At 60.1% G+C, this 26,063-nt stretch carries 27 protein-coding genes, 1 tRNA gene and 1 pseudogene; 16 read left to right on the top strand and 13 right to left on the bottom strand.

The genetic code is table 11. From position 1 onward, the window contains the following. Nucleotides 1-57: 57 nt before the first annotated feature. The 3 genes from secB to IF199_RS01805 are packed head-to-tail and all read right to left on the bottom strand — an operon-like array spanning nucleotide 58 to nucleotide 1,270. Nucleotides 58-543, bottom strand: a complete 486-nt coding sequence (gene secB / locus IF199_RS01815) for a protein-export chaperone SecB (protein WP_085733279.1) — start codon at nucleotides 541-543, stop codon at nucleotides 58-60. Between the two features lie 57 nt (nucleotides 544-600). After that, a complete protein-coding gene (grxC, locus tag IF199_RS01810) occupies nucleotides 601-855 on the bottom strand; it encodes a glutaredoxin 3 (protein ID WP_096821963.1) in 255 nt (84 codons plus the stop codon). 1 nt (nucleotide 856) lies between these two features. Beyond that, nucleotides 857-1,270 (bottom strand): rhodanese-like domain-containing protein, encoded by a 414-nt coding sequence (locus IF199_RS01805; RefSeq protein WP_096821962.1) that lies wholly within the window; start codon nucleotides 1,268-1,270, stop codon nucleotides 857-859. Between the two features lie 153 nt (nucleotides 1,271-1,423). Between IF199_RS01805 and gpmI the strand changes: the two genes are divergently transcribed. From gpmI to IF199_RS01780, 5 genes and pseudogenes are all read left to right on the top strand, one after another. Next, entirely contained in the window at nucleotides 1,424-2,950 is a 1,527-nt protein-coding gene (gene gpmI, locus IF199_RS01800) for a 2,3-bisphosphoglycerate-independent phosphoglycerate mutase (protein WP_102622642.1), read from the top strand. A gap of 136 nt (nucleotides 2,951-3,086) precedes the next feature. Beyond that, nucleotides 3,087-4,392 (top strand): annotated as a pseudogene (locus tag IF199_RS01795) (murein hydrolase activator EnvC family protein). A gap of 34 nt (nucleotides 4,393-4,426) precedes the next feature. Next, on the top strand, nucleotides 4,427-5,746 hold the full coding sequence (locus IF199_RS01790) for a S41 family peptidase (RefSeq protein WP_096821959.1): 1,320 nt from the start codon (nucleotides 4,427-4,429) through the stop codon (nucleotides 5,744-5,746). A 2-nt stretch (nucleotides 5,747-5,748) separates the two neighbouring features. Continuing rightward, on the top strand, nucleotides 5,749-6,525 hold the full coding sequence (locus IF199_RS01785; protein ID WP_192559547.1) for a divergent polysaccharide deacetylase family protein: 777 nt from the start codon (nucleotides 5,749-5,751) through the stop codon (nucleotides 6,523-6,525). Nucleotides 6,526-6,641: 116 nt separating this feature from the next. Beyond that, nucleotides 6,642-8,015, top strand: coding sequence for a Vps62-related protein (locus tag IF199_RS01780; protein WP_192559546.1), 1,374 nt, complete (start codon nucleotides 6,642-6,644; stop codon nucleotides 8,013-8,015). On the opposite strand, the gene IF199_RS01775 is transcribed toward IF199_RS01780, so the two are convergent. The 7 genes from IF199_RS01775 to IF199_RS01745 all read right to left on the bottom strand — a co-directional run bounded on the left by IF199_RS01775 (nucleotide 7,996) and on the right by IF199_RS01745 (nucleotide 13,805). Then, nucleotides 7,996-8,751 (bottom strand): substrate-binding periplasmic protein, encoded by a 756-nt coding sequence (locus IF199_RS01775; RefSeq protein WP_096821956.1) that lies wholly within the window; start codon nucleotides 8,749-8,751, stop codon nucleotides 7,996-7,998. The genes IF199_RS01780 and IF199_RS01775 overlap by 20 nt on opposite strands. Before the next feature lie 73 nt (nucleotides 8,752-8,824). Beyond that, complete coding sequence (gene hisF / locus IF199_RS01770) at nucleotides 8,825-9,595, bottom strand: imidazole glycerol phosphate synthase subunit HisF (RefSeq protein WP_007909211.1); 771 nt, start codon at nucleotides 9,593-9,595, stop codon at nucleotides 8,825-8,827. A 9-nt stretch (nucleotides 9,596-9,604) separates the two neighbouring features. Beyond that, on the bottom strand, nucleotides 9,605-10,342 hold the full coding sequence (gene hisA / locus IF199_RS01765; RefSeq protein WP_192559545.1) for a 1-(5-phosphoribosyl)-5-[(5-phosphoribosylamino)methylideneamino]imidazole-4-carboxamide isomerase: 738 nt from the start codon (nucleotides 10,340-10,342) through the stop codon (nucleotides 9,605-9,607). 42 nt (nucleotides 10,343-10,384) lie between these two features. After that, a complete protein-coding gene (locus IF199_RS01760) occupies nucleotides 10,385-10,645 on the bottom strand; it encodes a DUF2164 domain-containing protein (RefSeq protein ID WP_096821955.1) in 261 nt (86 codons plus the stop codon). Then, on the bottom strand, nucleotides 10,646-11,284 hold the full coding sequence (gene hisH / locus IF199_RS01755) for an imidazole glycerol phosphate synthase subunit HisH (protein ID WP_085712765.1): 639 nt from the start codon (nucleotides 11,282-11,284) through the stop codon (nucleotides 10,646-10,648). Continuing rightward, nucleotides 11,284-11,877, bottom strand: coding sequence for an imidazoleglycerol-phosphate dehydratase HisB (hisB, locus tag IF199_RS01750; RefSeq protein ID WP_085712764.1), 594 nt, complete (start codon nucleotides 11,875-11,877; stop codon nucleotides 11,284-11,286). The genes hisH and hisB overlap by 1 nt, the downstream gene beginning before the upstream one ends. Before the next feature lie 263 nt (nucleotides 11,878-12,140). Beyond that, nucleotides 12,141-13,805 (bottom strand): OFA family MFS transporter, encoded by a 1,665-nt coding sequence (locus IF199_RS01745; RefSeq protein WP_096821954.1) that lies wholly within the window; start codon nucleotides 13,803-13,805, stop codon nucleotides 12,141-12,143. 353 nt (nucleotides 13,806-14,158) lie between these two features. Here IF199_RS01745 and IF199_RS01740 point away from each other — a divergent pair, with 353 nt between their 5' ends. The 5 genes from IF199_RS01740 (at nucleotide 14,159) to IF199_RS01720 (ending at nucleotide 18,383) form a co-directional block, all read left to right on the top strand. Further along, nucleotides 14,159-16,390 carry an AsmA family protein gene (locus tag IF199_RS01740; protein ID WP_192559544.1) on the top strand — a complete coding sequence of 744 codons (2,232 nt, stop codon included), beginning with the start codon at nucleotides 14,159-14,161 and terminating at the stop codon, nucleotides 16,388-16,390. Next, nucleotides 16,387-17,454 (top strand): A/G-specific adenine glycosylase, encoded by a 1,068-nt coding sequence (mutY, locus tag IF199_RS01735; RefSeq protein WP_192559543.1) that lies wholly within the window; start codon nucleotides 16,387-16,389, stop codon nucleotides 17,452-17,454. The genes IF199_RS01740 and mutY overlap by 4 nt, the downstream gene beginning before the upstream one ends. Then, the gene (locus tag IF199_RS01730) at nucleotides 17,451-17,723 is read left to right on the top strand and encodes an oxidative damage protection protein (protein ID WP_007952551.1); all 273 of its coding nucleotides are present in this window, start codon (nucleotides 17,451-17,453) and stop codon (nucleotides 17,721-17,723) included. The genes mutY and IF199_RS01730 overlap by 4 nt, the downstream gene beginning before the upstream one ends. Before the next feature lie 103 nt (nucleotides 17,724-17,826). Further along, a tRNA-Phe gene (locus IF199_RS01725) sits at nucleotides 17,827-17,902 on the top strand. 136 nt (nucleotides 17,903-18,038) lie between these two features. Next, complete coding sequence (locus IF199_RS01720) at nucleotides 18,039-18,383, top strand: hypothetical protein (RefSeq protein ID WP_192559542.1); 345 nt, start codon at nucleotides 18,039-18,041, stop codon at nucleotides 18,381-18,383. 17 nt (nucleotides 18,384-18,400) lie between these two features. Here the strand turns inward: IF199_RS01720 and IF199_RS01715 are convergent, their stop codons facing one another. Both IF199_RS01715 and IF199_RS01710 read right to left on the bottom strand, forming a co-directional pair. Further along, a complete protein-coding gene (locus IF199_RS01715; protein WP_192559541.1) occupies nucleotides 18,401-18,685 on the bottom strand; it encodes a YceK/YidQ family lipoprotein in 285 nt (94 codons plus the stop codon). Nucleotides 18,686-18,762: 77 nt separating this feature from the next. Next, nucleotides 18,763-19,212 (bottom strand): hypothetical protein, encoded by a 450-nt coding sequence (locus IF199_RS01710; protein WP_096821945.1) that lies wholly within the window; start codon nucleotides 19,210-19,212, stop codon nucleotides 18,763-18,765. Between the two features lie 261 nt (nucleotides 19,213-19,473). On the opposite strand from IF199_RS01710, the gene IF199_RS01705 reads away from it, so the two are divergent. The 4 genes from IF199_RS01705 to IF199_RS01690 all read left to right on the top strand — a co-directional run bounded on the left by IF199_RS01705 (nucleotide 19,474) and on the right by IF199_RS01690 (nucleotide 22,479). Further along, nucleotides 19,474-20,532 (top strand): PDDEXK nuclease domain-containing protein, encoded by a 1,059-nt coding sequence (locus IF199_RS01705; RefSeq protein ID WP_102620622.1) that lies wholly within the window; start codon nucleotides 19,474-19,476, stop codon nucleotides 20,530-20,532. A gap of 69 nt (nucleotides 20,533-20,601) precedes the next feature. After that, complete coding sequence (locus IF199_RS01700) at nucleotides 20,602-21,576, top strand: alpha/beta hydrolase family protein (protein WP_192559540.1); 975 nt, start codon at nucleotides 20,602-20,604, stop codon at nucleotides 21,574-21,576. Between the two features lie 30 nt (nucleotides 21,577-21,606). Continuing rightward, on the top strand, nucleotides 21,607-22,020 hold the full coding sequence (locus IF199_RS01695) for a hypothetical protein (RefSeq protein ID WP_192559539.1): 414 nt from the start codon (nucleotides 21,607-21,609) through the stop codon (nucleotides 22,018-22,020). Nucleotides 22,021-22,026: 6 nt separating this feature from the next. Then, nucleotides 22,027-22,479 carry a hypothetical protein gene (locus tag IF199_RS01690; protein WP_096821941.1) on the top strand — a complete coding sequence of 151 codons (453 nt, stop codon included), beginning with the start codon at nucleotides 22,027-22,029 and terminating at the stop codon, nucleotides 22,477-22,479. 71 nt (nucleotides 22,480-22,550) lie between these two features. Here IF199_RS01690 and gabP read toward each other — a convergent pair whose 3' ends face one another. Further along, nucleotides 22,551-23,942, bottom strand: coding sequence for a GABA permease (gabP, locus tag IF199_RS01685; protein WP_192559538.1), 1,392 nt, complete (start codon nucleotides 23,940-23,942; stop codon nucleotides 22,551-22,553). A gap of 552 nt (nucleotides 23,943-24,494) precedes the next feature. On the opposite strand from gabP, the gene IF199_RS01680 reads away from it, so the two are divergent. Next, nucleotides 24,495-25,268: an ABC transporter ATP-binding protein gene (locus IF199_RS01680; protein ID WP_007897462.1), complete on the top strand. Its 774-nt coding sequence runs from the start codon at nucleotides 24,495-24,497 to the stop codon at nucleotides 25,266-25,268. A gap of 13 nt (nucleotides 25,269-25,281) precedes the next feature. Then, nucleotides 25,282-26,031, top strand: a complete 750-nt coding sequence (locus tag IF199_RS01675; protein ID WP_096821939.1) for an ABC transporter substrate-binding protein — start codon at nucleotides 25,282-25,284, stop codon at nucleotides 26,029-26,031. The last annotated feature ends 32 nt before the right edge of the window (nucleotides 26,032-26,063 follow it).

Genomic DNA, 26,063 nt, shown 5'->3' with positions numbered 1-26,063 from the left:
GATCGCCCAAGAAAAAAGCGCCTGTAACGGCGCTTTTTTCGTTGTTGCATCGACCGCTTACTGAACGGTCGGGGTCTCGCCGGCTTCCTGCATGCGCTGCAGCTCTTGCGCGTACAGGGCGTCGAAGTTCACCGGGGCCAGCATCAGGGCCGGGAACGAACCACGGGTCACCAGGCTGTCCAGGGTTTCGCGAGCGTACGGGAACAGAATGTTCGGGCAGAACGCACCCAGGGTGTGGCTCATCGAAGCCGCGTCCAGGTTCTTGATCAGGAAGATACCGGCCTGCTGCACTTCAGCGATGAAGGCGACTTCTTCACCGTTTTTCACGGTGACGGACAGGGTCAGCACGACTTCGTAGAAATCGCCTTCCAGCGCCTTCTGACGGGTGTTCAGATCCAGACCGACCGCCGGGTCCCACTGCTGGCGGAAGATCGCCGGGCTTTTCGGGGCTTCGAAGGACAGGTCGCGTACGTAGATGCGCTGCAAGGAGAATTGCGGTGCGGTTTCTTCTTCGCTGGCTGCAGTGTTCTGTTGGTCAGTCATCTCAGATCCTTTCTGATCTTGGGTCTTTTAGGGTTCTTGGTTTGCAGGTGCAGCAGTTCAGGCCTTGAGCAGCGCGTCGAGCTTGCCGGCGCGCTCCAGGGCAAACAAATCGTCACATCCGCCGACGTGGGTGTCGCCGATCCAGATCTGCGGCACGGACGTGCGTCCGGCCTTCTGGGCCATGGCGGCGCGCACTTGCGGCTTGCCATCGACCTTGATCTCTTCGAAGGCCACGCCTTTGTTCGCGAGCAGGTACTTGGCGCGCGAGCAGTAAGGGCAGTAATCGCTGGAGTAGACGATGACTTCGCTCATATCACTTCACCAGCGGCAGGTTGTCGCCTTTCCAGCTGGAAATCCCGCCGGACAGCTTGGCGGCGGTGAAGCCGGATTTCATCAGCTCGCGGGCGTGGGTGCCGGCGGTCTGGCCCAGGGCGTCGACCAGAATGATGGTCTTGGCCTTGTGTTTTTCCAGCTCGCCGATGCGGGCGGCCAGTTTGTCCTGGGGAATGTTCACCGCGCCAACGATGTGACCGGCGGCGTAATCCTTGCTCGGACGGATGTCCACCACCACGCCGGCTTCCTTGTTGACCAGTGCGGTCAGCTCGCCCGTGCTCAGGCTTTTACCGCCGCCCTGCACTGTGTGCGCCAGCAGCAATGCCAGCAGTACGACGAAGATACCGACAAGAATGTAGTGGTTAGTGGCAAATTCAATCAGGTGAGCAACCATCGAAGGAGGTTCCAGGGCGTTAAAATGTCGGCCAGTATACACAGCCACTATGGTCGGCCAAACCCCGTCCGGCGGTGACGCGGTCGGAACTTCGCTTTAAACTCCAACTCCCTTTTCCATCGCCCTCTTCTTTATTAGCCACGAGTGGATTCCATGACTACCACGCCTAAACCTTTGGTCCTGATGATTCTCGACGGCTTCGGTCACAGCGACAGCCCCGAATCCAACGCCGTCTTCGCGGCCAAAAAGCCTGTGCTGGATCGCCTGTGGGCCACCGTGCCGAACGGCCTGATCTCGGGCAGCGGCATGGACGTCGGCCTGCCGGACGGCCAGATGGGCAACTCCGAAGTCGGTCACATGAACCTCGGCGCCGGCCGCGTGGTGTATCAGGACTTCACGCGCGTGACCAAAGCGATCCGCGACGGCGAGTTCTTCGAGAACCCGACCATCTGCGCCGCCGTGGACAAAGCCGTGGCCGCCGGCAAGGCCGTGCATTTCATGGGGCTGCTGTCGGACGGCGGCGTTCACAGCCACCAGGATCATCTGATCGCCATGGCCGAACTGGCTTTCAAGCGTGGCGCCGAAAAAATCTACCTGCACGCCTTCCTCGATGGCCGTGACACGCCGCCGAAAAGCGCCGCGTCGTCGATCGAACTGCTCGACGCGACCTTCCAGGCGCTCGGCAAGGGCCGCATCGCCAGCATCATCGGCCGCTACTTCGCCATGGATCGCGACAACCGCTGGGACCGCGTCTCCCAGGCCTACAACCTGATCGTCGACGGCAAGGGTGAATTCAACGCCGCCACCGCCCAGGAAGGCCTGGAAGCCGCCTACGCCCGTGGCGAGAGCGACGAATTCGTCAAAGCCACCAGCATCGGTGAGCCGGTAAAAGTCGAAGACGGCGACGCCGTGGTGTTCATGAACTTCCGCGCTGACCGTGCCCGCGAGCTGAGCCGCGTGTTTGTCGAAGACGGTTTCAAGGAATTCGAGCGCGCACGCCAGCCAAAAGTGCAGTACGTGGGCCTCACCCAATACGCCGCCAGCATCCCGGCCCCCGCAGCCTTTGCGCCGGGCAGCCTGGAAAATGTTCTCGGCGACTATCTGGCGAAAAACGGCAAGACCCAACTGCGCATCGCCGAAACCGAAAAGTACGCCCACGTGACCTTCTTCTTCTCCGGCGGTCGCGAAGAACCGTTCCCGGGCGAAGAGCGCATCCTGATCCCGTCGCCGAAAGTCGCCACTTATGACCTTCAGCCGGAAATGAGCGCACCGGAAGTCACCGACCGCATCGTCGATGCCATCGAGAATCAGCGCTACGACGTGATCGTGGTCAACTACGCCAACGGCGACATGGTCGGCCACAGCGGTGTGTTCGAGGCGGCGGTAAAAGCCGTGGAATGCCTGGACACCTGCGTCGGCCGCATCGTCGAGGCGCTGGAAAAGGTCGGCGGCGAAGCGCTGATCACCGCCGACCACGGTAACGTCGAACAAATGGCCGACGAAGCCACCGGCCAGGCGCACACCGCTCACACCACCGAACCGGTGCCGTTCATCTATGTCGGCAAACGCGACCTCAAGGTCCGTGAAGGTGGCGTGCTGGCGGACGTGGCGCCGACCATGCTCAAACTGCTGGGGCTGGAAAAACCGGTGGAAATGACTGGCACTTCGATTCTGGTCTGATATCAAAAACGCCCTGTAATCAGCCTGAAACGGCTTTTTATGACGAACGCCTCAAAGCAGTTGGCTTTGAGGCGTTTTTTTTGCCGCGTGGGGCGGGCATACTAGGCCGTCCCTTACCCTGGTGCCGCCCGCCTCTATGCTTCGCGTCCTGATCGCCCTCGCTCTGACATGCCTGCTCCAACCGGCCTTCGCTGACGAGCGCGCGCAAACCCAACAACAGTTGGACGCCACGCGTCAGGATATCGCCGAGCTGAAAAAGCTGCTGGGCAAGCTCCAGGAAGAAAAATCCGGCGTTCAGAAAGAGCTCAAGGGCACTGAAACCGAGATGGGCAATCTCGAAAAACAGGTCGACGCCCTGCAAAAAGAGCTGAAAAAGAGCGAATCCGAGCTGCAGCGGCTCGATGCGGAGAAAAAAAAAACTCCAGAGCGCGCGCACTGAACAGCAACGACTGATCGCCATCCAGGCCCGCGCGGCCTATCAGAACGGCCGGCAGGAATACCTCAAGCTGCTGCTCAATCAGCAGAATCCCGAGAAGTTCGCCCGCACCCTCACCTATTACGACTACCTGAGCCAGGCCCGCCTGGAGCAGCTGAAGAACTTCAACGAAACCCTGCGCCAACTGGCCAATGTCGAAAAAGACATTTCCACGCAGCAAGCCCAGTTGCTGGTGCAGAAAAGCGACCTCGACACCCAGCGCGACGCACTCGACAAGGTTCGCAAGGAGCGCCAGCAGGTGCTGGCCAAGCTCAACGACGACGTGAAGGCGCGCGATCAGAAACTGGCCTCCCGCGAGCAGGATCAGGCAGACCTGTCTAAAGTCCTTAAAACCATTGAAGAAACCCTGGCCCGCCAGGCCCGTGAGGCAGAAGAAGCGCGGCAGAAAGCGCTCATCGCCCAGCAGGAAGCCGAAAAAAAGCGTTTGCGTGAGGCCCAGGCCCGCGCCGATGCGGACTCGGACACCAGCGACGCCCCGCGAAAACAAGCCAGACCCACACCTGGTGCGCTGGTTTCCAGCAGCGGCGAGACATTCGGCGGCCCTTTTGCCGCCACCCGGGGAAAACTTCCATGGCCGGTTGATGGTCGACTGCTGGCACGCTTCGGTGAAACCCGTGGCGACGATGCCCGCACCAAGTGGGATGGCGTGATGATCAGCGCCTCCGCCGGCAGCCAGGTGCACGCCGTACACGGCGGGCGCGTGGTGTTTGCCGACTGGTTGCGCGGTGCCGGGCTGCTGGTGATCCTTGATCACGGCAACGGTTTTCTGAGCCTTTACGGTCATAACCAGACGCTGCTGAAGTCGGCTGGTGACGTGGTAAAAGCCGGTGAGTCCATCTCCACTGTCGGTAGCAGTGGCGGGCAGGACACACCAGCGCTGTATTTCGCAATTCGTCAGCAGGGTCACCCGAGTGATCCGGCGCAATGGTGCCGCGCGCAAGGATAGGCGTTGAGTCACCAACTTTAGGAGTTCGTTCGACATGCTGCATTTGTCCCGTCTTACCTCGCTGGCCCTGACGATCGCCCTGGTGATCGGCGCGCCTCTGGCGTTCGCCGCTCAACCGGCTCCGGCTGTCGCTCCGGCAGGCACTGCCGCGACTTCCAAGGCCCCGTTGCCGCTGGAAGAGTTGCGCACCTTTGCCGAGGTCATGGACCGGATCAAGGCCGCCTATGTCGAACCGGTGGACGACAAGACCCTGCTGGAAAACGCCATCAAGGGCATGCTCAGCAACCTCGACCCGCACTCGGCCTACCTCGGCCCGGAAGATTTCACCGAGCTGCAGGAAAGCACCAGCGGTGAGTTCGGCGGCCTGGGCATCGAAGTCGGCTCGGAAGACGGTTTCATCAAGGTCGTGTCGCCAATCGACGATACGCCAGCGTCGAAGGCCGGCATCCAGGCCGGTGACTTCATCGTCAAGATCAACGGCGCGCCGACCCGTGGCCAGACCATGACCGAAGCCGTGGACAAGATGCGCGGCAAGATCGGCCAGAAAATCACCCTGACCCTGGTGCGCGACGGCGGTACACCGTTCGACGTGACCCTGGCCCGTGCGGTAATTCAGGTGAAGAGCGTCAAGGCGCAACTGCTGGAATCGGGTTACGGCCTGATCCGCATCACCCAGTTCCAGGTCAAGACCGGCGAGGAAGTCTCCAAGGCTCTGGCCAAGCTGCGCAAGGACAACGGCAAGAAGCTCAACGGCATCATCCTCGACCTGCGCAACAACCCGGGCGGCGTGCTGCAGGCAGCGGTGGAAGTGGTCGACCACTTCATCACCAAAGGCCTGATCGTCTACACCAAGGGCCGGATCGCCAACTCCGAACTGCGCTTCTCCGCCACCGGCAAAGACGAAAGCGAAGCCGTGCCAATGGTCGTGCTGATCAACGGTGGCAGTGCCTCGGCCTCGGAAATCGTCGCCGGCGCCCTGCAAGACCAGAAACGCGCCGTGGTCATGGGCACCACCAGTTTCGGCAAGGGCTCGGTGCAAACCGTGCTGCCGCTGAACAACGACCGCGCGCTGAAGATCACCACCGCGTTGTACTTCACGCCGAACGGCCGCTCGATCCAGGCCCAGGGCATCGTCCCGGACATCGAAGTACGCAAGGCCAAGATCACCAACGAAGCGGACGGCGAATACTTCAAGGAAGCCGACCTGCAGGGTCACCTGGGCAACGGCAACGGCGGCGCAGACAAACCGACCGGCTCCGGCGCGAAACCGAAAGCCATGCCGCAGGATGACGATTACCAGTTGGCCCAGGCCCTGAGCCTGCTCAAAGGCCTGAGCATCACGTCCGGCCGTTGAGGATGTCTTTGCGTTTTGTCTTTGTCCTGCTGTGCTGTCTGGCAGGTGCTGCTCACGCAGAGCCTGCCAGACCGACACCACAAAAAGCCTACCTGACACTGATCATCGACGACCTGGGGCAGAACCTGCCCCGGGATCGCCGCGTGCTGGCCCTCCCCGGGCCCGTCACCACGGCAATCATGCCCGACACCCCGCACGCCACCGAATTTGCCCGCGAAGCCCATCGCGCCGGCAAGATCGTGATCCTGCACATGCCGATGGACCCGGCCACCGGCCCGTTTGCCTGGCATCCTGAACTGCCCATCGAAGAGCTTGAGAAACGGCTGAACGCCGCGTTCAAAATGGTCCCCCACACCGCCGGCATCAACAACCACATGGGCAGTCGCATGACGGCGCAGCCGGTGGCGATGGCGTGGTTGATGGGGGAGCTGCAACGCCGTCACAAGTTCTTCGTCGACAGCCGCACCAGCGCGCAAACGGTCGCTGCTCAACAGGCACAGAAGATCGATCTGGCGAGCGTCTCGCGGGATGTGTTTCTCGATGACGAGCGCACTGAAGCGGCGATTTTCACCCAGTTGCAGACGGCGATCAGCCTGGCTCGCAAGCAGGGTTCGGCGGTGATGATCGGCCATCCTTATCCACAGACGCTGGCTGTGCTGGAACGGGAACTGCCGAAGCTGAAAGCCCAAGGCATCGAGTGGATCGACATCAAGCAGATGATCAGCGTGCGCAGCAATCGCGCCACGGCCGCTCATGGCAAAGACGGGACTTACCGGTAGCGAACCGAAACACGCCTATACATAGTTACCGCCAGGCACCTGAGCGGCTTCCGGATAGTTAGACCTGCAACAGGTCGCGACTCTTTTGAGTTGCCTTTCAACTTTCAGGACTGACTATGACTACCAACGACAATACTTCATTGCCCACCAGAGCAATGGAACCCATCAAGCTCGATAACCTACTGATCAATTTCACGAGCGAGTTTCACCGAATCTGGAATACCCAAGGCTCGCGGGCAAAATCCGCTACCTTCTGGCGCCCCGCGCCTGCTCCTGATCTCTTGCCGGGATACTTTCCGTTGGGAGACATCGTCATACCCAACAACACCTCCATCAACGGCGAAATTGTCGCCGCAGTGGTCTGCGAGGGAGCGTTCCAAGACGACGGTAACAGCAGAGGAAAAGCACTCAGCCGCCCCACCGACTTCGAACTTGTCTGGAAAGAATCCGGGGCGGGAGCCGCCACCCGTACTTCGATCTGGCGCCCGATTGCGCCGCAGGGCTACGTCGCGCTGGGTATGACCTGCTCCAGCGATCACGGCAAACCCTCAATCAACGCAATCCGTTGCGTCAGGGCCGATCTGGTCGTTTCTGCCGACCTCGGCGATCTGGTCTGGGATGACAAAGGCAGTGGTGCAACGCTGAACTTCAGCGCTTGGAGCATTGATCCTCCGACCGCCGCAGCGGGCGAAATCTGCTTTGCGCCCGGCACCTTCATCGGTGTCCCGACCCACAACAAACCGGCAATCAACCCTTCCGCGTATGCGTTGCGGATACATATTCCGGTTCAAGTCAGCGAACCTGCAGAAGCTCCGGTACTTTCTACACACATGAATCCTGAAAGCGGGGCGGCGAAGGTCACACAGATTGCCCGCCTTCCGTGGTTCACAGTCAGGGATTACGCTCAACCCAATGATGGATTTCACAGTTCGCGTTACTACGATCTGAAAAGAACCGACCAATATGTGCTGGTCGGGTATGGCCGAAATACCACGGAACAGACTCAGTCGATCAAATGGAAAGCGCCAAGGGCGCAAAATGCAGCAGTCATGCGGTTATTCAATCGCCATACCGCCATCGAATTCACCAAGGCCTGGCCGGCGGCGATGCTCAGTGATATCCGTGCGACAAAGTTCTCGGCGTGCCTGCCGAGGAGTTTCACTCACACCGAAACATCCTCGAACGAGTGGAGCGAATCGGACTCTCGGGTCGTCATCGCCATGGCGGCGAAACACAAATCGGTCGCGGTGTATCAGATGGAAAGTCACTACGAGCTGGTACGGGAGGATGGCACTGAAGTCACCGTCCCGCTTGGTTACACCGATGACATCAGTTTTGTCATGAGTGAATACCCGCCAGAAGCAGTCGAGACAGCAACACTGATAACTGTAATGGCGGGAAGCCCATCGACGGAAACCATCAAAGGCGGCGTCAGCGTTGTTCAGCAGTCGTCATCGGAATCGTCAGCAGCTACAGATACCGCCCCATGATCTCGTCGACCACGCCGTCCTTGCGCATCTGATCAAGTGCTGCCTGAAGTTTGGCAACAGCCTCATCCGGCACGTCCTTGTTCAGCGCCAGATACAGTTCGGCGCTGTTGAAACGAAGCACGGTTTTCAACCCGGTCACGCCATCCTGTCGCGCCAGATACCGCCCGGCAGGATCGCCGGTGGCCCACAGGTCGATCTGACCGCTGACGAGCTTTTTGGCGTTGTCCTGATCGCGCAACACCACCACCGGTTTCAGGCCCTGCTTGGCCAGGGTCTCGGCAATCGCATCGCCTTTGTAAGCGCCGATCTTGTACTTGCGCGCATCGTTCAGGGTTTCGAGGGTGATCTTGCTGTCGGCTTTGGCCAGCATGACCCAGTCATCCGGGCCGATGGGGCCGACCCACTTGAACAGCGTCTCGCGATCCGGCAGGCGTGCCATGACGAACGCACCGTAACCGGGGTTCTCCAGCGCCAGCTTGTAGACCCGTTCCCAGGGGAAGCGCAGGGTCAGGCTGTAAGTGATACCGGCACGCTTGAACATCTCGCGCACAATGTCTGTGGCGATGCCGTTGATGTTTTCGTCTTGAGCGAAATTCTTGCCGTTCTTCGCCATGTTGTACGGCGGGAAGTTTTCGGTGAGGAGCACCAGATCGGTGTCGGGACTTTCTTCGGCGTGGCCAGTGTTGATCAACAACACGGAGGCACTGGCGAGAGCGAGAAGCAGGCGTTTGATCATGTCGGGCTACCGAAATCCATGGCGTGCCCAAGAGTGCCTCGGGTACGCCATGCTGTCCACTGGCCTGTATCGTTTAACGCATTACGATTCCACGTTTAGCCATGTAGGCCTTGGCTTCCTGAACGGTGTATTCGCCGAAGTGGAAAATACTCGCCGCCAGTACGGCGCTGGCGTGGCCTTCGAGGATGCCATCGGCCAGATGCTGCAGGTTGCCGACGCCACCGGAAGCGATCACCGGGATCCCCAGCGCATCGCTGATGGCGCGGGTCACACCCAGGTCGAAACCGTTTTTCATGCCGTCCTGATCCATGCTGGTCAGGAGGATTTCACCGGCACCCAGGCCTTCCATTTTCTTCGCCCACTCGACCGCGTCGAGGCCGGTCGGCTTGCGACCGCCGTGGGTGAAGATTTCCCAGCGCGGGGTTTCGCCCGGGCCCGAAACCTTCTTCGCGTCGATGGCGACGACGATGCATTGCGAGCCGAAATGCTGCGCCGCTTCGCCGACGAATTCCGGGTTGAACACGGCAGCGGTGTTGATCGACACCTTGTCCGCACCGGCATTGAGCAGATTGCGAATGTCCTGCACGGTCCGCACGCCGCCGCCGACGGTCAGCGGAATGAACACCTGGCTGGCCATGCGCTCGACGGTATGCAGCGTGGTGTCGCGACCATCGACACTGGCGGTGATGTCGAGAAAGGTAATCTCGTCGGCACCCTGCTCGTCGTAGCGACGGGCGATTTCCACCGGATCGCCGGCGTCACGGATGTTCTCGAACTTCACACCTTTGACGACCCGGCCGTTGTCCACGTCCAGGCAAGGGATGATGCGTTTGGCCAGCGCCATGGTCAGTCCTCAGCCTTGGTACGAGTCGCAGAAAGCTTGCGCTTCGGCGACGTCGAGAGTGCCTTCGTAGATCGCCCGGCCGGTGATGGCGCCGATGATGCCTGGCGCCTTGGCGTCGAGCAGCGACTTGATGTCACCCAGGTTGTGAATGCCGCCGGACGCGATCACCGGGATCTTGGTGGCAGCAGCCAGCGCAGCGGTGAACGGTACGTTGCAGCCCTGCATCATGCCGTCTTTGGCGATGTCGGTATAAACGATCGAGGACACGCCGTCGGCTTCAAACTGTTTGGCCAGGTCGATGACCTGCACGGTGCTGATTTCAGCCCAGCCATCGGTGGCGACAAAACCGTCTTTGGCATCCAGACCGACGATGATCTTGCCCGGGAACGCACGGCAGGCTTCCGCGACGAACACCGGATCCTTCACCGCTTTGGTGCCGATGATCACGTAGCTCACGCCAGCCTTGACGTAGTGCTCGATGGTTTCCAGCGAACGAATGCCGCCGCCGATCTGGATCGGCAAAGTCGGGTAGCGCTTGGCGATCGCGGTCACCACTTCGCCGTTGACCGGTTGGCCTTCGAAAGCGCCGTTCAGGTCGACCAGATGCAGACGACGGCAACCGCCCTCCACCCACTTGGCAGCCATGCTCACCGGGTCATCGGAGAACACTGTGGAATCTTCCATGCGGCCCTGGCGCAGACGTACGCAGGCACCGTCTTTGAGATCGATAGCGGGAATAATCAGCATCTGGCAAACCTTCAAATTTGAATGTTCAGCTTGGCTCGGAAATCAGTTTTTCTCGAGCGCCCACAGGTCGCTTTCGATGCTTTCAAACCGCTCCTTGAGGTGGGTCTGCACATCGAAAATCGCCCTGTTGTAATAGTGCGGAGCAATTTCGCGGGTAAACAGCTCAAGAATTTCCGCCGCCTCGAACGAACCCAGGTCCAGTTCGAAACGATCCTCCATGAACCGCTGGATCTTGCGATTGGCGTCGCTTTCCTGCTCGGGCGTGAGGGTCAGGATCGGCGGCTTGGATTTCTTGACGGCCATTTACCAGCGACCATCCCACGCAGCGAAGTTCTGCAGCAATTGCAGGCCATGGGTATGGCTCTTCTCCGGGTGGAACTGCACGGCGAAACGCGAACCTTCGGCCAGCGCCGCGGCGAAATCGACACCGTAATGACCGCTGCCGACCACCTGCCGCGGGTTACCGGCGGCGATGTAGTAGCTGTGCACGAAGTAGAAACGCGCCAGGTCCGGAATGTTGTGCCACAGCGGGTGATCCACCGACTGCTTCACTTCGTTCCAGCCCATGTGCGGGACTTTCAGGTGCTCGCCGTCTTCATGCAGGTCTTTGCCGAAGAACTTCACCGCGCCCGGGAACAGGCCGATGCAGTCGACGCCGTCGTTCTCTTCGCTGGTGTCGAGCAAGGCTTGCATGCCGACGCAGATGCCGAGGAACGGGCGATCCTGGCTGACTTCACGTACCAGCGAATCGAAACCGAGGCGACGGATCTCCGCCATGCAATCGCGAATCGCGCCGACGCCGGGGAACACCACGCGGTCGGCTTCGCGGATCACGTCCGCATCGCTGGTGATCAGCACTTTGCCGGCGCCAACGTGCTCGAGGGCCTTGGCCACCGAGTGCAGGTTGCCCATGCCGTAGTCGATTACCGCAACCGTCTGCATTACAGCACGCCCTTGGTCGAAGGCATCTGGCCGGCCATGCGGTCGTCCAGTTCGACGGCCATGCGCAGCGCGCGGCCGAAAGCCTTGAACACGGTTTCGATCTGGTGGTGAGTGTTGGTGCCACGCAGGTTGTCGATGTGCAGGCTGACCAGCGCGTGGTTGACGAAGCCCTGGAAGAATTCCTGGAACAGGTCGACGTCGAAGCCGCCGACGGTGGCGCGGGTGTACGGCACGTGCATCTGCAGGCCCGGACGGCCGGAGAAGTCGATCACTACGCGCGACAGCGCTTCATCGAGCGGCACGTAGGCATGGCCGTAGCGACGGATGCCTTTCTTGTCGCCGATGGCTTGTGCGAAGGCCTGGCCGAGAGTGATACCGACGTCTTCCACGGTATGGTGGTCGTCGATATGCAGATCGCCCTTGCATTGGATATCCAGGTCGATCAACCCATGACGGGCGATCTGATCCAGCATGTGCTCAAGAAAAGGAACACCGATATCGAATCGGGCCTTTCCGGTGCCATCAAGGTTGATCGAGGCTTTGATCTGGGTTTCCAGAGTGTCGCGCTCGACAGACGCCTTACGTTCGGCCATCACCAGCTCCGCAAAATCATTGGGCGAAAAAGGCAGCCATTATAGGGGCGCGGGGCCGAAACAGAAACACGAGACGTGATATGGCAGACGGATAGAAGCCCGTACTGTCGGGGATAGACATGTCCATACAAGCCATTTCGGACAGCCCAAAACAACTGTGGGAGCGAGCTTGCTCGCGATGAGGGCCGCACATTCAACATCACTGTCGACTGTCAGACCGCTATCGCGAGCAGGCTCGCTCCCACAGGGTTACGACGTTTTACTTAGTGGAACAGCACCGCAGTCTTCTGCAGGGTCACCCACACACCCCACGCCAACGGAATCCCGACCGCCAGCCACGCAGCAACCGCCAACGGCTTGCTGCCCGGCGCGGCTTTCCACTCAAGCACGGTGCTGCTGTCAGCACCCTTGTCGTGGCCCAGCGCCTGCTCGGCAGCCAGTTCGGCGTCGGTCATGAAGTACTTGTCTGCCACCGGACGTACCAGCAGGTTGCACAGGAAACCCAGCACCAGCAGGCCGGCGAGGATGTACAGGGTGATGTCGTAAGCCGCCGCGCGTTCAACGCCGATGCTCAGTTGATACTCACGCAGGTAGTTCACCAGCACCGGACCCAGCACGCCAGCAGCAGCCCATGCCGTCAGCAGACGACCGTGGATCGCGCCGACCATCTGCGTGCCGAACAGGTCGGCCAGATACGCCGGAACGGTTGCGAAGCCACCGCCGTACATCGACAGGATGATGCAGAACGCCGCCACGAACAGCGCAACGTTGCCCAGATGGCCGAGGTTCGGAATCAGCGCGTACAGCGCAAAGCCCAGCGCGAAGAACACGAAGTAGGTGTTCTTGCGACCCAGGTAGTCCGAGAACGACGCCCAGAAGAACCGGCCGCCGATGTTGAACAGGCTCAGCAGACCAGTGAAACCGGCCGCAATCGCTGCGATCGACGCCAGTTGCCCGGCATCCAGTTGACCGAACGGCAGATCATTGCCCAGCAGCTTGCCGCCGAACACTTCCTGCAACAGTGGCGAAGCCATGCCGAGGATGCCGATACCGGCGGACACGTTCAGGCACAGCACCAGCCACACCAGACGGAATTGCGGGGTTTTCCACGCCACATTCACGTGTACGTGACGGTGGGTGATCATCGCATTCGACGCTTTCTTCGCTGGCGCTGTCCAGCCTTCAGGCTTCCAGCCGGTCGGCGGGACGCGGTACGACAGCGCACCACCGATCATGAACACGAAGTAGATCGCGGCCATGGCCACAAAGCTCTGCCACACGCCCACGCCAGCCGGCGAAGCGAAATGGCTCATCAGAGCGGTCGCCAGTGGCGCACCGACCATCGCGCCACCACCGAAGCCCATGATCGCCATGCCGGTGGCCATGCCGCGCTTGTCCGGGAACCATTTGATCAGGGTCGAGACCGGCGAGATGTAGCCCAGGCCCAGACCGATACCGCCGATCACGCCGGAGCCGATCCACATCAGCCAGATCTGGTGGGTATAAATACCCAACGCCGAGATCAGCAGACCGCCACACCAGCACAGTGCCGAGACGACACCGGCCTTGCGCGGGCCGGCGTGTTCGAGCCAGCCACCCCAGATCGCTGCCGAGCAGCCGAGGAAGATGAAGAACAGGGTGTAGATCCAGCCGAGCATGGAGATCGGCCAGTCGCATTGCGACGAGAAGACTTGTGCGATGAAGCTCATGTCCGGCGCGCAAGCCACCGGAGCGGTGATGCCCAGCGCCTTGGACAGCGGCAACCAGAACACGGAAAAACCGTAGGCCATGCCGATGCACAAGTGGATGGCCAGAGCGGCCGGTGGCACCAGCCAGCGGTTGAAACCGGGCTTGGCGATGATGCGTTCCTTGGACAGGAACGCAGGCTGGGCGGCGCTGAGGCCGTCCGCCGTAATGCTCGTGCTCATTGTGTATCCCCCAATTATTAGTATGGTTCGCCAGCCACTGCTCACCCCCGGCCTTTATGCACGCAGGCATGACCGTGTTGGTGGGTGAAGCTCCTTGAGGCGCGACCAAAAGTCGCAGAAGGGCGGACGAACGGGCGAAGGTTACCATCTGCACGTGACAGAAAAACCAAACTGATATCACCTTTTTTGAGTCATCTGATCTCCTGTGACCGGGGAACCCTCCTGCCGACCGTTGTCGAAGCGCTGCACGTCGCGGATCAACAGGTTCCTCAGGACGCCGCACCAGCGCGGGGTTATGCAGCGCTATACTCCCCGGCTAAATTACGAATTCGACTAACTACAAGGACTCGCCCATGAAAGCGTTCGGCAAAATCCTGGGTCTGGTACTTCTCGGGCTGTTGCTGATCATTGTGGCGGCGGGCTTCGCCCTGACCCACCTCTTCGATCCCAACGACTACAAAGACGAGATCCGCCAGATAGCCCGCGACAAGGCCCACATCGAACTGACGCTCAATGGCGATATCGGCTGGAGCCTGTTCCCGTGGCTCGGCCTGGAATTGCACGAGGCCAGCGTCGCCACCCTGATCAAGCCTGCCGAACCGTTTGCCGATCTGCAGATGCTCGGCTTGTCCGTGCGCGTGCTGCCGCTGTTGCGCCGCGAAGTGCAGATGAGCGATGTGCGTGTCGAAGGCCTGAACCTGCGCCTGAACCGTGACAAGAACGGTCACGGCAACTGGGAAGACATCGGCAAGCTGCCTGCCGCAGCGCCTGCGCCGGGCAGCACCCCGCCAGTTGCCGCTGGCGAGCCGGTTGCCGAAACGCCTGCCCAGCCGGAGAAACCGCCGCAGCCGATCCGCCTCGACATCGACAGCCTGACCGTCAACAACGCCCGTGTTGAATACAACGACGAGCAGACCGGCAAGCAGTTCAGTGCCGAAAGCATCCAGCTGAGCACCGGCGCTGTACACGATTCAACCAACATTCCGCTGAAAGCCACGGCGTTCCTCAGCACCAATCAGCCCGTGTTGCGAGTACGCACCGAGCTCAATGGCGAGTTGCGCATCGAGCGCGCCCTGCAACGCTACAAGTTCGAAGACTTGAAGCTGTCCGGCGAACTGACCGGCGATCCACTGCAAGGCAAGGCCATGACGTTCTCCGCCCAGGGGCAGATGCTGCTGGACAAGGCTGCGAACGTCGCCGAATGGACCGGGATCAAGATCTCCGCCAACCAGTTGCGCGCCTTGGGTGAGCTGAAGGCCAACGATCTCGACAAGACCCCGCAGATCACCGGCGGGATTTCCATCGCCCAGTTCGATCTGGCGAAATTTGTCGACAGCATCGGCCAGACCCTGCCGGCCATGGCCGAAGGCAGCCTGAGCAAGGTCGAGCTGGTCAGCCGCGTGTCTGCCACGCCCACCAGCGTGGCGCTGGACAACATCAATCTGAAACTCGACGACAGCAGCTTCAGCGGTCGCATCGCCGTCGAAGACTTCGCCAAACAATCGCTGCGGGCGATCCTCAAGGCCGACACTTTCAACGTCGACCGCTACCTGCCGCCAAAATCGGAAAAAGCCACCAGCGCCACCCAGGCACGTCAGACCGAAGTCGCCAGCACCGAAGCCGATGCCATGGCCGGCGCCGGCAGCACCCCGCTGCCGGACAAACCGAGCAAAAGTGCCTGGAGCACCGAGCGACTGTTTCCGGTGGAGCGCCTGAGCAAACTGGACGTGAACGCCGACCTGACCTTCGGCCAGTTGACCCTCGACAAGTTGCCGATCCAGAACGCCGCACTGAAAGCCACCGGCCAAGGCGGCCTGTTGACCCTGGAGAACCTGCGCGGCGAGCTGTACAACGGCGACTTCGAAGCCAAGGGCACGCTGGATGTACGCCAGACCGCGCCAGTGCAGAATCTGCAAACCCGGATCAACCGTGTACCGGTGGAAAAAATCCTCGAAAGCCAGGGCAAGAATCCACCGGTCAAAGGTCTGGTGAACCTCACCAGCACCGTCACCGGTAGCGGCAACAGCCAACAGGCGCTGATCGACACCCTCAACGGCAATGCCAGTTTCGTGATCAACAACGGCGTGCTGCTCAATGCCAACCTTGAACAGCAACTGTGCAAAGGCATCGCCACGCTCAACCGCAAATCCCTGAGCGGCGAGCCACGCGGCAAGGACACGCCGTTTCAGGAGCTCAAGGGCAACCTGACGTTCCGCAACGGCGTCGCCAGCAACCCGGACCTGAAAGTGCGGATCCCGGGCATGACCGTCAACGGTGACGGCGACATCGACCTGAAAGTGCTGGGCATGGACTATCGCGTCGGCATCATCGTCGAAGGCGACACCAGCGCCATGCCGGACCCGGCCTGTCAGGTCGGCGACAAATTCGTCGGCATCGAGTGGCCGCTGCGCTGCCGTGGCCCGCTGGAGCTCGGTGCCAAGGCTTGCCGTGTGGATAACGAGCGGCTCGGCCAGGTCGCGACCAAAATGGCCGGCGACAAACTCAGCGAAAAAATCGAAGAGAAACTGGGCGACAAAGTCAGCCCTGAACTGAAAAACGCATTGAAGGGGCTGTTCAAGCGATGAGAGCGGAGCAGTTTTCCACGGCGGTGCTGGAATGGTTCGACCGCCACGGCCGCCATGATTTGCCTTGGCAACAGGACATCAACCCATACCGGGTGTGGGTGTCTGAGATCATGTTGCAGCAAACCCAGGTCAGCACCGTGCTCAATTACTTCGACCGGTTCATGGCCGCGTTGCCGACGGTCGAAGCCCTGGCCGAAGCGCCGGAGGACGAAGTGCTGCACCTGTGGACGGGCCTGGGTTACTACACCCGCGCGCGCAATTTGCAGAAGACCGCGAAGATCGTCGTCAGCCAGTACGGCGGCGAGTTTCCCCGTGATGTCGAGAAGCTCACGGATTTGCCGGGCATCGGCCTGTCCACCGCTGGCGCGATTGCCAGTATCAGCATGGGCCTGCGCGCACCGATCCTCGACGGCAACGTCAAACGGGTGCTGGCGCGCTTTACTGCGCAGGAGGGCTACCCCGGCGAGCCAAAGGTCGCCAAACAGCTGTGGGCCAACGCAGAACGCTTCACGCCGCAGGATCGGGTCAACGCCTACACCCAGGCGATGATGGATCTGGGCGCCACGCTGTGCACCCGCAGCAAACCGAGCTGCCTGCTGTGTCCACTGGAGAAGGGCTGCGAAGCGCATATGCTCGGTCTGGAGACGCGCTACCCGATTCCCAAGCCGCGTAAAGCCATCCCGCAGAAACGCACGCTGATGCCGCTGCTGGCCAACGAGGAGGGCGCGATTCTGCTTTATCGCCGCCCCTCCAGCGGATTGTGGGGCGGTTTGTGGAGCCTGCCGGAACTCGACAACCTCGACGACCTGCAACACCTCGCCGCGCAGCACTCGCTGGAACTCGGCGAGCAGCAGGCGCTGCCGAGCCTTGTCCACACCTTCAGCCATTTCCAGCTGTCCATCGAACCCTGGCTGGTTCAGGTGCAGGAAGCCGGCGGTCACGTGGCCGAGGCCGACTGGCTCTGGTATAACCTCGCCACCCCGCCGCGCCTGGGCCTCGCCGCCCCGGTCAAAACCTTGCTCGAACGCGCGGCCGCCGTCTTGAATGCAGGAGAGTCGACATGACCCGCACCGTAATGTGCCGCAAGTACAAAGAACAACTCGAAGGTCTGGAGCGCCCACCGTACCCGGGCGCCAAGGGCCAGGACATCTTCGAACACGTCTCGGCCAAGGCCTGGGCCGACTGGCAGAAACACCAGACCCTGCTGATCAACGAAAAACGCCTGAACATGATGAACGCCGAAGATCGCAAATTTCTGCAGGGAGAAATGGACAAGTACTTCTCCGGCGAGGAATACGCCCAGGCGGAAGGCTACGTGCCGCCAGCGGAATAACCCCCGAAAATCGGGGGTCGGATCGTAAGCGACGGAATTAATTTAAGAAATTTTAAAAAAGTGTTTGACGTAAATCCGAAAAACCCTTTTAATGCGCCCCGTTGCCCAGATAGCTCAGTCGGTAGAGCAGGGGATTGAAAATCCCCGTGTCGGCGGTTCGATTCCGTCTCTGGGCACCAAATACCGAAAACCCTGAATCGCAAGATTCAGGGTTTTTTTTTGCCTGCGATTTGATGGAGGCTTGATCCCGCGCTTCTTGCAGGCCGGAATTCGCGATATTTTTCCCAGCCCTTACGGAAGAGGGTCATCCAGTCGATGAACCAGAAAAGAACCCGCGTCCCCCTACCCCATCCACCACCCTATCGCCAGAGCCGGGCTTCGTTCTGGCTGACGCTTCTTGTCGGGCTGTTGATAACGTTCGCCATTGGCGCGTCGATTTACATGATCATCGACAGCCTGATCAGTGGCTCGATCACCACAACCAATCGCGGCCCGCGCACGACTTACACTCTGGCCCAGCAGCCACGGCGGTATTGGTTCGAGGTCGCCGGGCAAAGCCTTGTCCCCCTGTTGTTGCTGGGCGTTTCGCTGTATGGGTTCCGGATCTATCGCAAGGTGCGCGGGCCTGTGAAAAAACACAAACACAGGCGCGCTGATTAGTAACACCAAGACCGGACCTAGAGCGTATTGACGTAGTCAACCGGAAGTAAAACCGTATCGAGCACAGCGTCGACCGGCAGTGAGACAACCGTGATCAGCGGGCACACAATCATGAAGTAACAGATGATCGCGGCGGGCTTGCTTTCTTTCCCTCTCACGCCAAACAATTGCAGGTTTCCGTCGACGCCCTTGTAGTAATCCACATCGGACATTCCGTTGCTCACGCGCCCGATCATGGTTCCACACCCAACCAGCTCCGGTACGAGGGCCGCCAACAAGCCCGCACGCAAAATCCATTTCAAAGCCAAATCCTTGCAATCAAAAAAAGAAGGGCGGGATTGTACCGGCTATCGCCCGCCGAACCCCGCCCTCGCCTGCCTTATTGATGCCAGTCCCAATGGAACACCAGGTTACTTGCCCCGCCGCTGCCAACATTGGCAACGTCCCGCCGCACCTCACCATTGCGCGTGGCAACCACGGTGTATTTGCCTGGCGGCAGTTGCGCATAGACCAGCGGCCCGATCTGACTCAGGTTCAGCACCGGTTGTCCTGTCGCTTTCTGGACAACCAGGTCGACGTCCGAGGTGTACAGATTTTGTGCGCCTACGGAGAAGGTCATGTGCAGGTTGTAGCCGGCGGCTTGCTGAATGGCTCGCGACTCGTCCAGGCCAATCCCTCCGGACAGGTAATTGATACCGTTTTGCTGTTGTTGCTGGACTTGCACACCGGCACTGTCGATCGGCTCGGCGCTGCTCGCCTGCGCCATGAGCGGGAACATCAGAACAGCCACTGCAGCGACCGGCAGCATGAATGAAATGACGCGTTTCATGATGAGTACTCCCGGGTTCTCGCAGAACCCAATCGTTACTCCTGTTTAGATTTTGCTGAGCGGGACGGGTTTTAGATTGATTGGAACTTGGAGCGGGTACGAAAAGGACTACGCGTTGTATTCCTCAATCGCTATCTTCGTCGGTCGTATCTTGCAAACCCCGTCCCCCCTTCCTTCGTTTGAGCCAGACACGGCCGGCATCGCCAGTCCGTGAGTTATTGGCATGCTCTTGCTTCTGTTTCTCCTGAGCCGGAAGACCTGATGAGCCAACTTGAACCTGCTGATACGCAAGATCCAAAATTCGATTCGCTGTTGGGCGATCTGGGTGACCTGATACGCCAGGCGCGGCAGAAAGTGCTGCGAACGGTCGACACGATTCAGGTCCAGACCTGCTGGCAGATCGGGCGACATATTGTCGAGTTCGAACAACAGGGAGCCCGACGGGCGGGGTATGGAAAACAACTTCTGGCTACGTTGGCAAAAGAACTGACTGCGGACTTTGGGAAAGGCTTCGATTCTTCAAACCTTCGCTACATGCGTTTGTTTTATCAGGCATTTCCAATTCGTGACGCACTGCGTCACGAATTGAGCTGGACCCACTATCGCAAGCTATTGGGGATAGAAAGCGAATCAGCCCGCCAGTGGTACATGAACGAAGCCGCCACGCAAAACTGGTCAAGCCGCGCCCTGGATCGCCAGATCAACACGCTCTACTACGAACGTCTGTTGATGAGCCGAGACAGAACCGACGTCTATGCAGAGGCAGCGACCAACATTGCCGCGATGAAAAGCAATCCCCGGGAATTCATCCGCGACCCCGTCCTTCTGGAATTTCTCGGCCTGCCATCACCGGGCAAGCTTCAGGAGTCAGAACTGGAACAGGCCTTGATCGATCAGCTCCAGGGTTTTCTCCTCGAACTGGGCAAGGGCTTCGCTTTTGTCGGCCGTCAGCAACGCATCAGTGCTGGAGACGATGATTTTTACATCGACCTGGTGTTCTACAACTATCTGCTCAAATGCTTCGTCATCCTGGATCTGAAGCGCGGCAAACTCAGCGCTCGGGACGTGGGACAGATGGACATGTACATACGCATGTACGACGACCTGAAACGCAGTGAGGGCGACGGGCCTACGGTGGGGATCATTCTCTGTGCACAACAAAATGAATCGGTTGCGCGCTACACAATCCTCAAGGGCAATGAACAACTGTTCGCCAGCAGCTACAAACTGGTGCTGCCGAGCGAGGAGGAATTACGAGCGGAGCTGAACCGGGAACACACGCTGCTGGAAGAACGCTTGATTGATCAGCCGGATGATTAACCGACGACGGATTGTTCACCGAGCCGCCTGAGACTATCGTTGGCAGCTACTCCGCGAAGGTCGAGAGCCATGGGTTTTCAAGAGACGCACGCACTGGAAGATGCCCAGAACAGAACCGCGCTCGCAAGCGATGTTCAGGACGCACCCTTTCAGGAGCCCGCCGCCGATGGCTATCGCCTTGGTGGTTTCACCTGGCGCCACGCTTCGCCCGACCCACAGCGCCCGGTGGTGATCATCAACGCCGCCACTTCCGTGCGCTGCCGTCACTATTCGCGCTTCGCCGCGTACCTGTTCGCCAACGGTTTCGACGTGATCATTTATGACTACCGGGGCATTGGTGAATCGCGCCCGAAGTCGATGAGGCATTTGCAGGCTTCGTGGACGGATTGGGGCGCGCTGGATTTCGAGACGATGCTCAAACGCGCTCAGAGGGAGTTTCCCGGTCAGCCGATCGATGTGGTCGGGCACAGCTTCGGTGGTTGTGCGGCGGGGCTGGGGGCCTCCGGGCAGGTAATCCGACGATTGGTTACGGTCGGCGCGCAATTCGCTTACTGGCGCGATTACGCGCCCGAGCATCGCTGGCGGATGTTCGGCAAGTGGCATCTGCTGATGCCGCTGGTCACGCTGCTCTGTGGCTACTTCCCGGGCAAACGCCTCGGCTGGCTGGAAGACACGCCCGCGGGCGTGGTGCGCGACTGGAGCACGCCTGGTGCACGTTATGAGCAGCGTCCGAGCGGTCGGGCGATGCTGGCGAAAAACGGCCGCCTGCCCTTCTCCAATGTCCACGCAAACACCCTGGCAATCAGTATCGGCGACGATCCTTACGGGACCATTCCGGCAACCGAACGCCTGCTCGATTACTTCGACAGTGCGCAAAAGACCCACCTGCGAATCGAACCCCAGGACATCGGCGAACAAGAAGTCGGACATTTCGCCTTTTTTCGCAGCGCATACCAAGCCACACTATGGCCCATCGCTCTGACCTGGCTGCAAACCGGCGCACTGGCCCCCGACACACCTGGGCGGCAAGTACCACGCAGCTGAACCCCTCCAACGCACCACGGAACACACACCATGGCTTCCGCCAACAAGCAGCAAAAACGCGCCGCCCGGGCCAAGACCAAGGCCAAGCAGAACCGCACCAAACGTGCGGAAGCGCCAATCGAGCTGGACCCGAACGACGACCGCATCGATTTCGAATCGGTGGATCTGACCGAGCTGTTCAAGAAAATGATCGACGCCGAGAAGATCAGCCAGCAGGCCATGTGCGCTGCGTTCCTCGAAGACCCGTTGCTGGAACTGGTGTACGAACAGGAAGGCGAAGAAGGCGCGATGGACTTCATCCTCGCCGCACTGATCGAGTACCGCCAGTGGTCCACCGAGACCGACGAGGCCGGTGCCCTGGCGTGGATCGAATCGCCTGCCTTCCAGAAAGACTATGTGGCCGCGTCCGACGCAATCGCCGCACAAACCCAACAGAAAAACTGAGTTCCCATGGCATCCCTGAACAAGCAGCAGAAACGCGCCAAACGCGCCAAGGCCAAAGCCAAGCAGATCCGCATGGTCGGCCGCAAACCTCTGGCCCAGGACGATGACCTCGGTCACCTGGCCGAGCCGATCCCGGAATACACCCTGGCGATGTTCAGCAAGATGCGCGACGCCGAAGCCGTCAGCCGCAACGACATGCTGCTGACGCTGCTGCGGGAGCTGGCGTTCATCATCGTTGATCATCCTGAACTGCTGGACATGGAAAACGCCGACAACGAAGGCATGGCCGCCACCCACCTGGCCGCCGACATGCTGATCGACTACCGCATGTGGGCCGACGGCATGGACCGCGAGACCGCCCAGGCCTGGCTGAGCGAACCGCAGTTCATCACCGACTTCGGGATTGCGCTGGATAGCTACGGTCAGTCGGTTGATGCACCGGAAGAGAAGAGCGAATAAACCCCGCTCAGTAACAAAAAACGGCCGCTTGTCATCACTGACAGCGGCCGTTTTGCATTACGCGATACGGATCAGTTCAGAACCGCCGCACCACGCTTTTCCGTCTTGCGACGGCGAGCCACCAACAGACCGGTGGCGACAACCACCAGACTCAGCAGACCAGTCGCGAGGATCTCCACACGATGGGCGTCCTGGAACAGCATGATGGTCAGGGCTGCCACGATGAAGGCGATCACCGCGTAGGTCAGGCCCGGGAACAGCCACATGCTGAAGACGATTTTTTCGCCGCGAGCCATGCGTTGTTTACGCATGCGCAGTTGCGAAATCGCGATCACCAGGTACACCAGCAGCGCGATGGCGCCGGAGCTGGCCAGCAGGAACTCGAACACCGCAGCCGGGGCCACGTAGTTGGCGAAGGTGCACAGGAACGCCGCGCCAGTGGACAACATCACTGCCCAGTAAGGGGTGCCGCTTTTGTTGGTGCGGGTTGCCATGGCAGGAGCATCGCCACGCTTGCCAAGGGAGAACAGCATGCGCGAAGAGGTGTACAGCGCCGAGTTCAGGCAGCTGGTCACCGCGACCAGAACCACGATGTCGACGATCATCTTGGCGTTCGGGATGCCCATGCGCTCAAGCACAGTCTGGTAGGAGCCGAGGCTCGCCAGAACCGGGTCGTTCCATGGCACCAGGGCCACAACGATGAAGATCGATACGAGGTAGAACAGGCCGATCCGCCAGATCACCGAGTTGGTGGCCTTGGAGATCTGCTTGCCAGGGTTCTTCGATTCCGCGGCCGCGATGGTCACGATCTCGGTACCCATGAAGGAGAACATGGTGGTCAGGATCGCGCCCAACACCGCGCCCATGCCGTTTGGCAGGAAGCCCTGGGTGTCGAAGATGTGCGAAACGCCGCTGACCTGGCTGTTCGGCAGGAAGCCGAAAATGGCCGCGATACCGAGGATGATGAAACCGATGATCGCCACGACTTTGAGCAGGGCGAACCAGAATTCGAACTCACCGTAGTTTTTCACGCTGAACAGGTTGGTCACGGTCAGCAGCATGGTGATGATCAGCGCGAAGGCCCAGATTTCCACGCTCGGGAACCAGGCGTGCAGGATGGTCGCGGCGGCGTTGGCCTCCAGCGGGATCACCAGTACCCAGAACCACCAGTACAGCCAGCCGATGGTGAAACCGGCCCAATGGCCGATGGCGCGGTCGGCATAAGTCGAGAAGGAGCCGGTGTCAGGCGAAGCAACAGCCATTTCGCCGAGCATGCGCATCACCAGTACAACCAGCGCGCCAGCAGCGGCGTACGCCAGCAGAACAGCGGGACCAGCGGCGGCGATGGCGTGGCCGGAGCCTACGAACAGACCTGCACCGATCACCCCGGCGATCGACAGCATGGTCACATGACGCGGTTTGAGCCCCTGTTCGAGGCCATTGGAGCTTTGGGTACTGCTCATTGAAACTACCTTTGCGAGGAAAGCGATTCAGTCCGTCCCGTCTGGCGTTCCTTCTCGTAAAAAGAATCCAACGGGGCGTTCCAGATTCTGCACGCAATAATTGCGCCAAAATGTTTCAAACTCTTCTGGCCTGCGGTTTTCAGCGCGACCGGACAGTCATCGCAAGTCCTTGAGAATGCTGGCCTTTCGCCAAAGCGTTACCCTGCGACTCACTTTTCAAACGAATCGACGCACCAGAAACACACTGAAAAAGTGTGGGATGCACAATAAAAGGGCGAATGAGGAACGTTCGGCCGGTTAGCGCTTCCAACACCCCGCCAAAGGTGGCAACATCGCGCCTTTTTTTACGCGGCACCCACGGGAATCAACGTTCAAACACCCGTTCGGTTGTTGATGGGGCGACAGTCTGCTGCGCCGATGCGACAACCTGCCACACGCCATCCGTTTACCGCCCGTAGCGCTGTTGGCTGCCATTGAAACGCTATGCTAGCTTGGCCGCCTCGCCAGGAAGGCCAACCAACAGCAGGAGCGCAACATATATGAGGAACGCACATGGCTGAGGCCACGCCCGCGCTTGAAATCCGCAACTTGCACAAACGCTACGGACAGCTTGAGGTGCTCAAAGGCATCTCGCTGACCGCCCGCGACGGCGATGTGATCTCGATCCTGGGTTCCTCCGGTTCCGGCAAGTCCACGTTCCTGCGTTGCATCAACCTGTTGGAAAACCCGCATCAGGGCCAGATCCTGGTGGCCGGGGAAGAACTCAAGCTCAAGGCCGCCAAGAATGGCGAGCTGGTTGCCGCCGACGGCAAGCAGATCAATCGCCTGCGCTCCGAGATTGGTTTTGTGTTTCAAAACTTTAATCTGTGGCCGCACATGAGCGTGCTCGACAACATCATCGAAGCCCCGCGCCGCGTGCTCGGCCAGAGCAAGGCCGAAGCCATCGAAGTCGCCGAAGCCCTGCTGGCCAAGGTCGGCATCGCCGACAAGCGCCACGCCTACCCGGCGCAACTGTCCGGTGGTCAGCAACAACGCGCGGCGATTGCCCGCACGCTGGCGATGCAGCCCAAGGTGATCCTGTTCGACGAGCCCACCTCCGCCCTTGACCCGGAAATGGTCCAGGAAGTACTTAATGTCATCCGCGCATTGGCCGAAGAAGGCCGCACCATGCTGCTCGTGACCCACGAAATGGGGTTCGCCCGTCAGGTTTCCAGTGAAGTGGTGTTCCTCCACCAGGGCCTGGTCGAAGAGCAAGGATCGCCACAGCAGGTGTTTGAAAACCCGCTTTCGGCGCGCTGCAAACAATTCATGTCCAGCAACCGCTAACGGAGCTACCCGCATGCAGAACTACAAAAAGGTCTTCCTGGCCGCCGCCGTCTCCCTGGCGTTCAGCGCCGGCGCCATGGCCGAGACCCTGAAGATGGGCATCGAAGCGGCTTACCCGCCGTTCAACAACAAAGATGCCAGCGGTAACGTCGTCGGCTTCGACAAAGACATCGGCGACGCCCTGTGCGCCAAGATGAAAGTCGAGTGCTCCGTGGTCACCTCCGACTGGGACGGCATCATCCCGGCCCTGAATGCCAAGAAGTTCGACTTCCTGATCTCTTCGATGTCGATCACCGACGAGCGCAAGCAAGCGGTGGACTTCACCGACCCGTACTACTCCAACAAGCTGCAATTCATCGCGCCGAAAAACGTCGACTTCAAAACCGACAAGGCTGCGCTGAAGGGCAAAGTGATCGGGGCCCAGCGCGCGACCCTGGCCGGCACCTTCCTGGAAGATCACTTCGGTGACGACATCACCGTCAAGCTCTACGACACCCAGGAAAACGCCTACCTCGACCTGACTTCCGGTCGCCTGGACGGCATCCTCGCCGACAAATACGTCAACTACGAGTGGCTGAAAAGCGACGCCGGCAAAGCCTACGAATTCAAGGGCGACCCGGTGGAAGAAAGCGACAAGATCGGTATCGCTGTACGTAAAGGCGACGCCATCCGCGAGAAGCTGAACGTCGCGCTGAAGGAAATCGTTGCCGACGGCACCTACAAGAAGATCAACGACAAGTACTTCCCGTTCAGCATCTACTGATCCTGACCTGCCGGATCGACGCCGCTACACAG

This window comes from Pseudomonas allokribbensis, from assembly GCF_014863605.1.
Taxonomy (GTDB): domain Bacteria; phylum Pseudomonadota; class Gammaproteobacteria; order Pseudomonadales; family Pseudomonadaceae; genus Aquipseudomonas; species Aquipseudomonas allokribbensis.
The sequence above is the reverse complement of the archived record's forward strand: the minus strand, read 5'-3'. Positions and strand labels throughout refer to the sequence as shown.

What these genes read in the sequence shown, in the direction of transcription:
- IF199_RS01775 (WP_096821956.1), bottom strand. Translation starts at nt 8,751, where the DNA reads ATGATCAAACGCCTGCTTCTCGCTCTCGCCAGTGCCTCCGTGTTGTTG.
- gabP (WP_192559538.1), bottom strand. Translation starts at nt 23,942, where the DNA reads ATGAGCAGTACCCAAAGCTCCAATGGCCTCGAACAGGGGCTCAAACCG.
- IF199_RS01720 (WP_192559542.1), top strand. Translation starts at nt 18,039, where the DNA reads ATGAACCAGAAAAGAACCCGCGTCCCCCTACCCCATCCACCACCCTAT.
- grxC (WP_096821963.1), bottom strand. Translation starts at nt 855, where the DNA reads ATGAGCGAAGTCATCGTCTACTCCAGCGATTACTGCCCTTACTGCTCG.
- IF199_RS01705 (WP_102620622.1), top strand. Translation starts at nt 19,474, where the DNA reads ATGAGCCAACTTGAACCTGCTGATACGCAAGATCCAAAATTCGATTCG.
- mutY (WP_192559543.1), top strand. Translation starts at nt 16,387, where the DNA reads ATGAGAGCGGAGCAGTTTTCCACGGCGGTGCTGGAATGGTTCGACCGC.
- IF199_RS01695 (WP_192559539.1), top strand. Translation starts at nt 21,607, where the DNA reads ATGGCTTCCGCCAACAAGCAGCAAAAACGCGCCGCCCGGGCCAAGACC.
- IF199_RS01680 (WP_007897462.1), top strand. Translation starts at nt 24,495, where the DNA reads ATGGCTGAGGCCACGCCCGCGCTTGAAATCCGCAACTTGCACAAACGC.
- IF199_RS01745 (WP_096821954.1), bottom strand. Translation starts at nt 13,805, where the DNA reads ATGAGCACGAGCATTACGGCGGACGGCCTCAGCGCCGCCCAGCCTGCG.
- hisF (WP_007909211.1), bottom strand. Translation starts at nt 9,595, where the DNA reads ATGGCGCTGGCCAAACGCATCATCCCTTGCCTGGACGTGGACAACGGC.
- IF199_RS01760 (WP_096821955.1), bottom strand. Translation starts at nt 10,645, where the DNA reads ATGGCCGTCAAGAAATCCAAGCCGCCGATCCTGACCCTCACGCCCGAG.
- hisB (WP_085712764.1), bottom strand. Translation starts at nt 11,877, where the DNA reads ATGGCCGAACGTAAGGCGTCTGTCGAGCGCGACACTCTGGAAACCCAG.
- IF199_RS01785 (WP_192559547.1), top strand. Translation starts at nt 5,749, where the DNA reads ATGTCTTTGCGTTTTGTCTTTGTCCTGCTGTGCTGTCTGGCAGGTGCT.
- IF199_RS01690 (WP_096821941.1), top strand. Translation starts at nt 22,027, where the DNA reads ATGGCATCCCTGAACAAGCAGCAGAAACGCGCCAAACGCGCCAAGGCC.
- IF199_RS01790 (WP_096821959.1), top strand. Translation starts at nt 4,427, where the DNA reads ATGCTGCATTTGTCCCGTCTTACCTCGCTGGCCCTGACGATCGCCCTG.
- gpmI (WP_102622642.1), top strand. Translation starts at nt 1,424, where the DNA reads ATGACTACCACGCCTAAACCTTTGGTCCTGATGATTCTCGACGGCTTC.
- hisA (WP_192559545.1), bottom strand. Translation starts at nt 10,342, where the DNA reads ATGCTGATTATTCCCGCTATCGATCTCAAAGACGGTGCCTGCGTACGT.
- IF199_RS01780 (WP_192559546.1), top strand. Translation starts at nt 6,642, where the DNA reads ATGACTACCAACGACAATACTTCATTGCCCACCAGAGCAATGGAACCC.
- IF199_RS01805 (WP_096821962.1), bottom strand. Translation starts at nt 1,270, where the DNA reads ATGGTTGCTCACCTGATTGAATTTGCCACTAACCACTACATTCTTGTC.
- secB (WP_085733279.1), bottom strand. Translation starts at nt 543, where the DNA reads ATGACTGACCAACAGAACACTGCAGCCAGCGAAGAAGAAACCGCACCG.
- IF199_RS01740 (WP_192559544.1), top strand. Translation starts at nt 14,159, where the DNA reads ATGAAAGCGTTCGGCAAAATCCTGGGTCTGGTACTTCTCGGGCTGTTG.
- IF199_RS01675 (WP_096821939.1), top strand. Translation starts at nt 25,282, where the DNA reads ATGCAGAACTACAAAAAGGTCTTCCTGGCCGCCGCCGTCTCCCTGGCG.
- hisH (WP_085712765.1), bottom strand. Translation starts at nt 11,284, where the DNA reads ATGCAGACGGTTGCGGTAATCGACTACGGCATGGGCAACCTGCACTCG.
- IF199_RS01700 (WP_192559540.1), top strand. Translation starts at nt 20,602, where the DNA reads ATGGGTTTTCAAGAGACGCACGCACTGGAAGATGCCCAGAACAGAACC.
- IF199_RS01730 (WP_007952551.1), top strand. Translation starts at nt 17,451, where the DNA reads ATGACCCGCACCGTAATGTGCCGCAAGTACAAAGAACAACTCGAAGGT.
- IF199_RS01710 (WP_096821945.1), bottom strand. Translation starts at nt 19,212, where the DNA reads ATGAAACGCGTCATTTCATTCATGCTGCCGGTCGCTGCAGTGGCTGTT.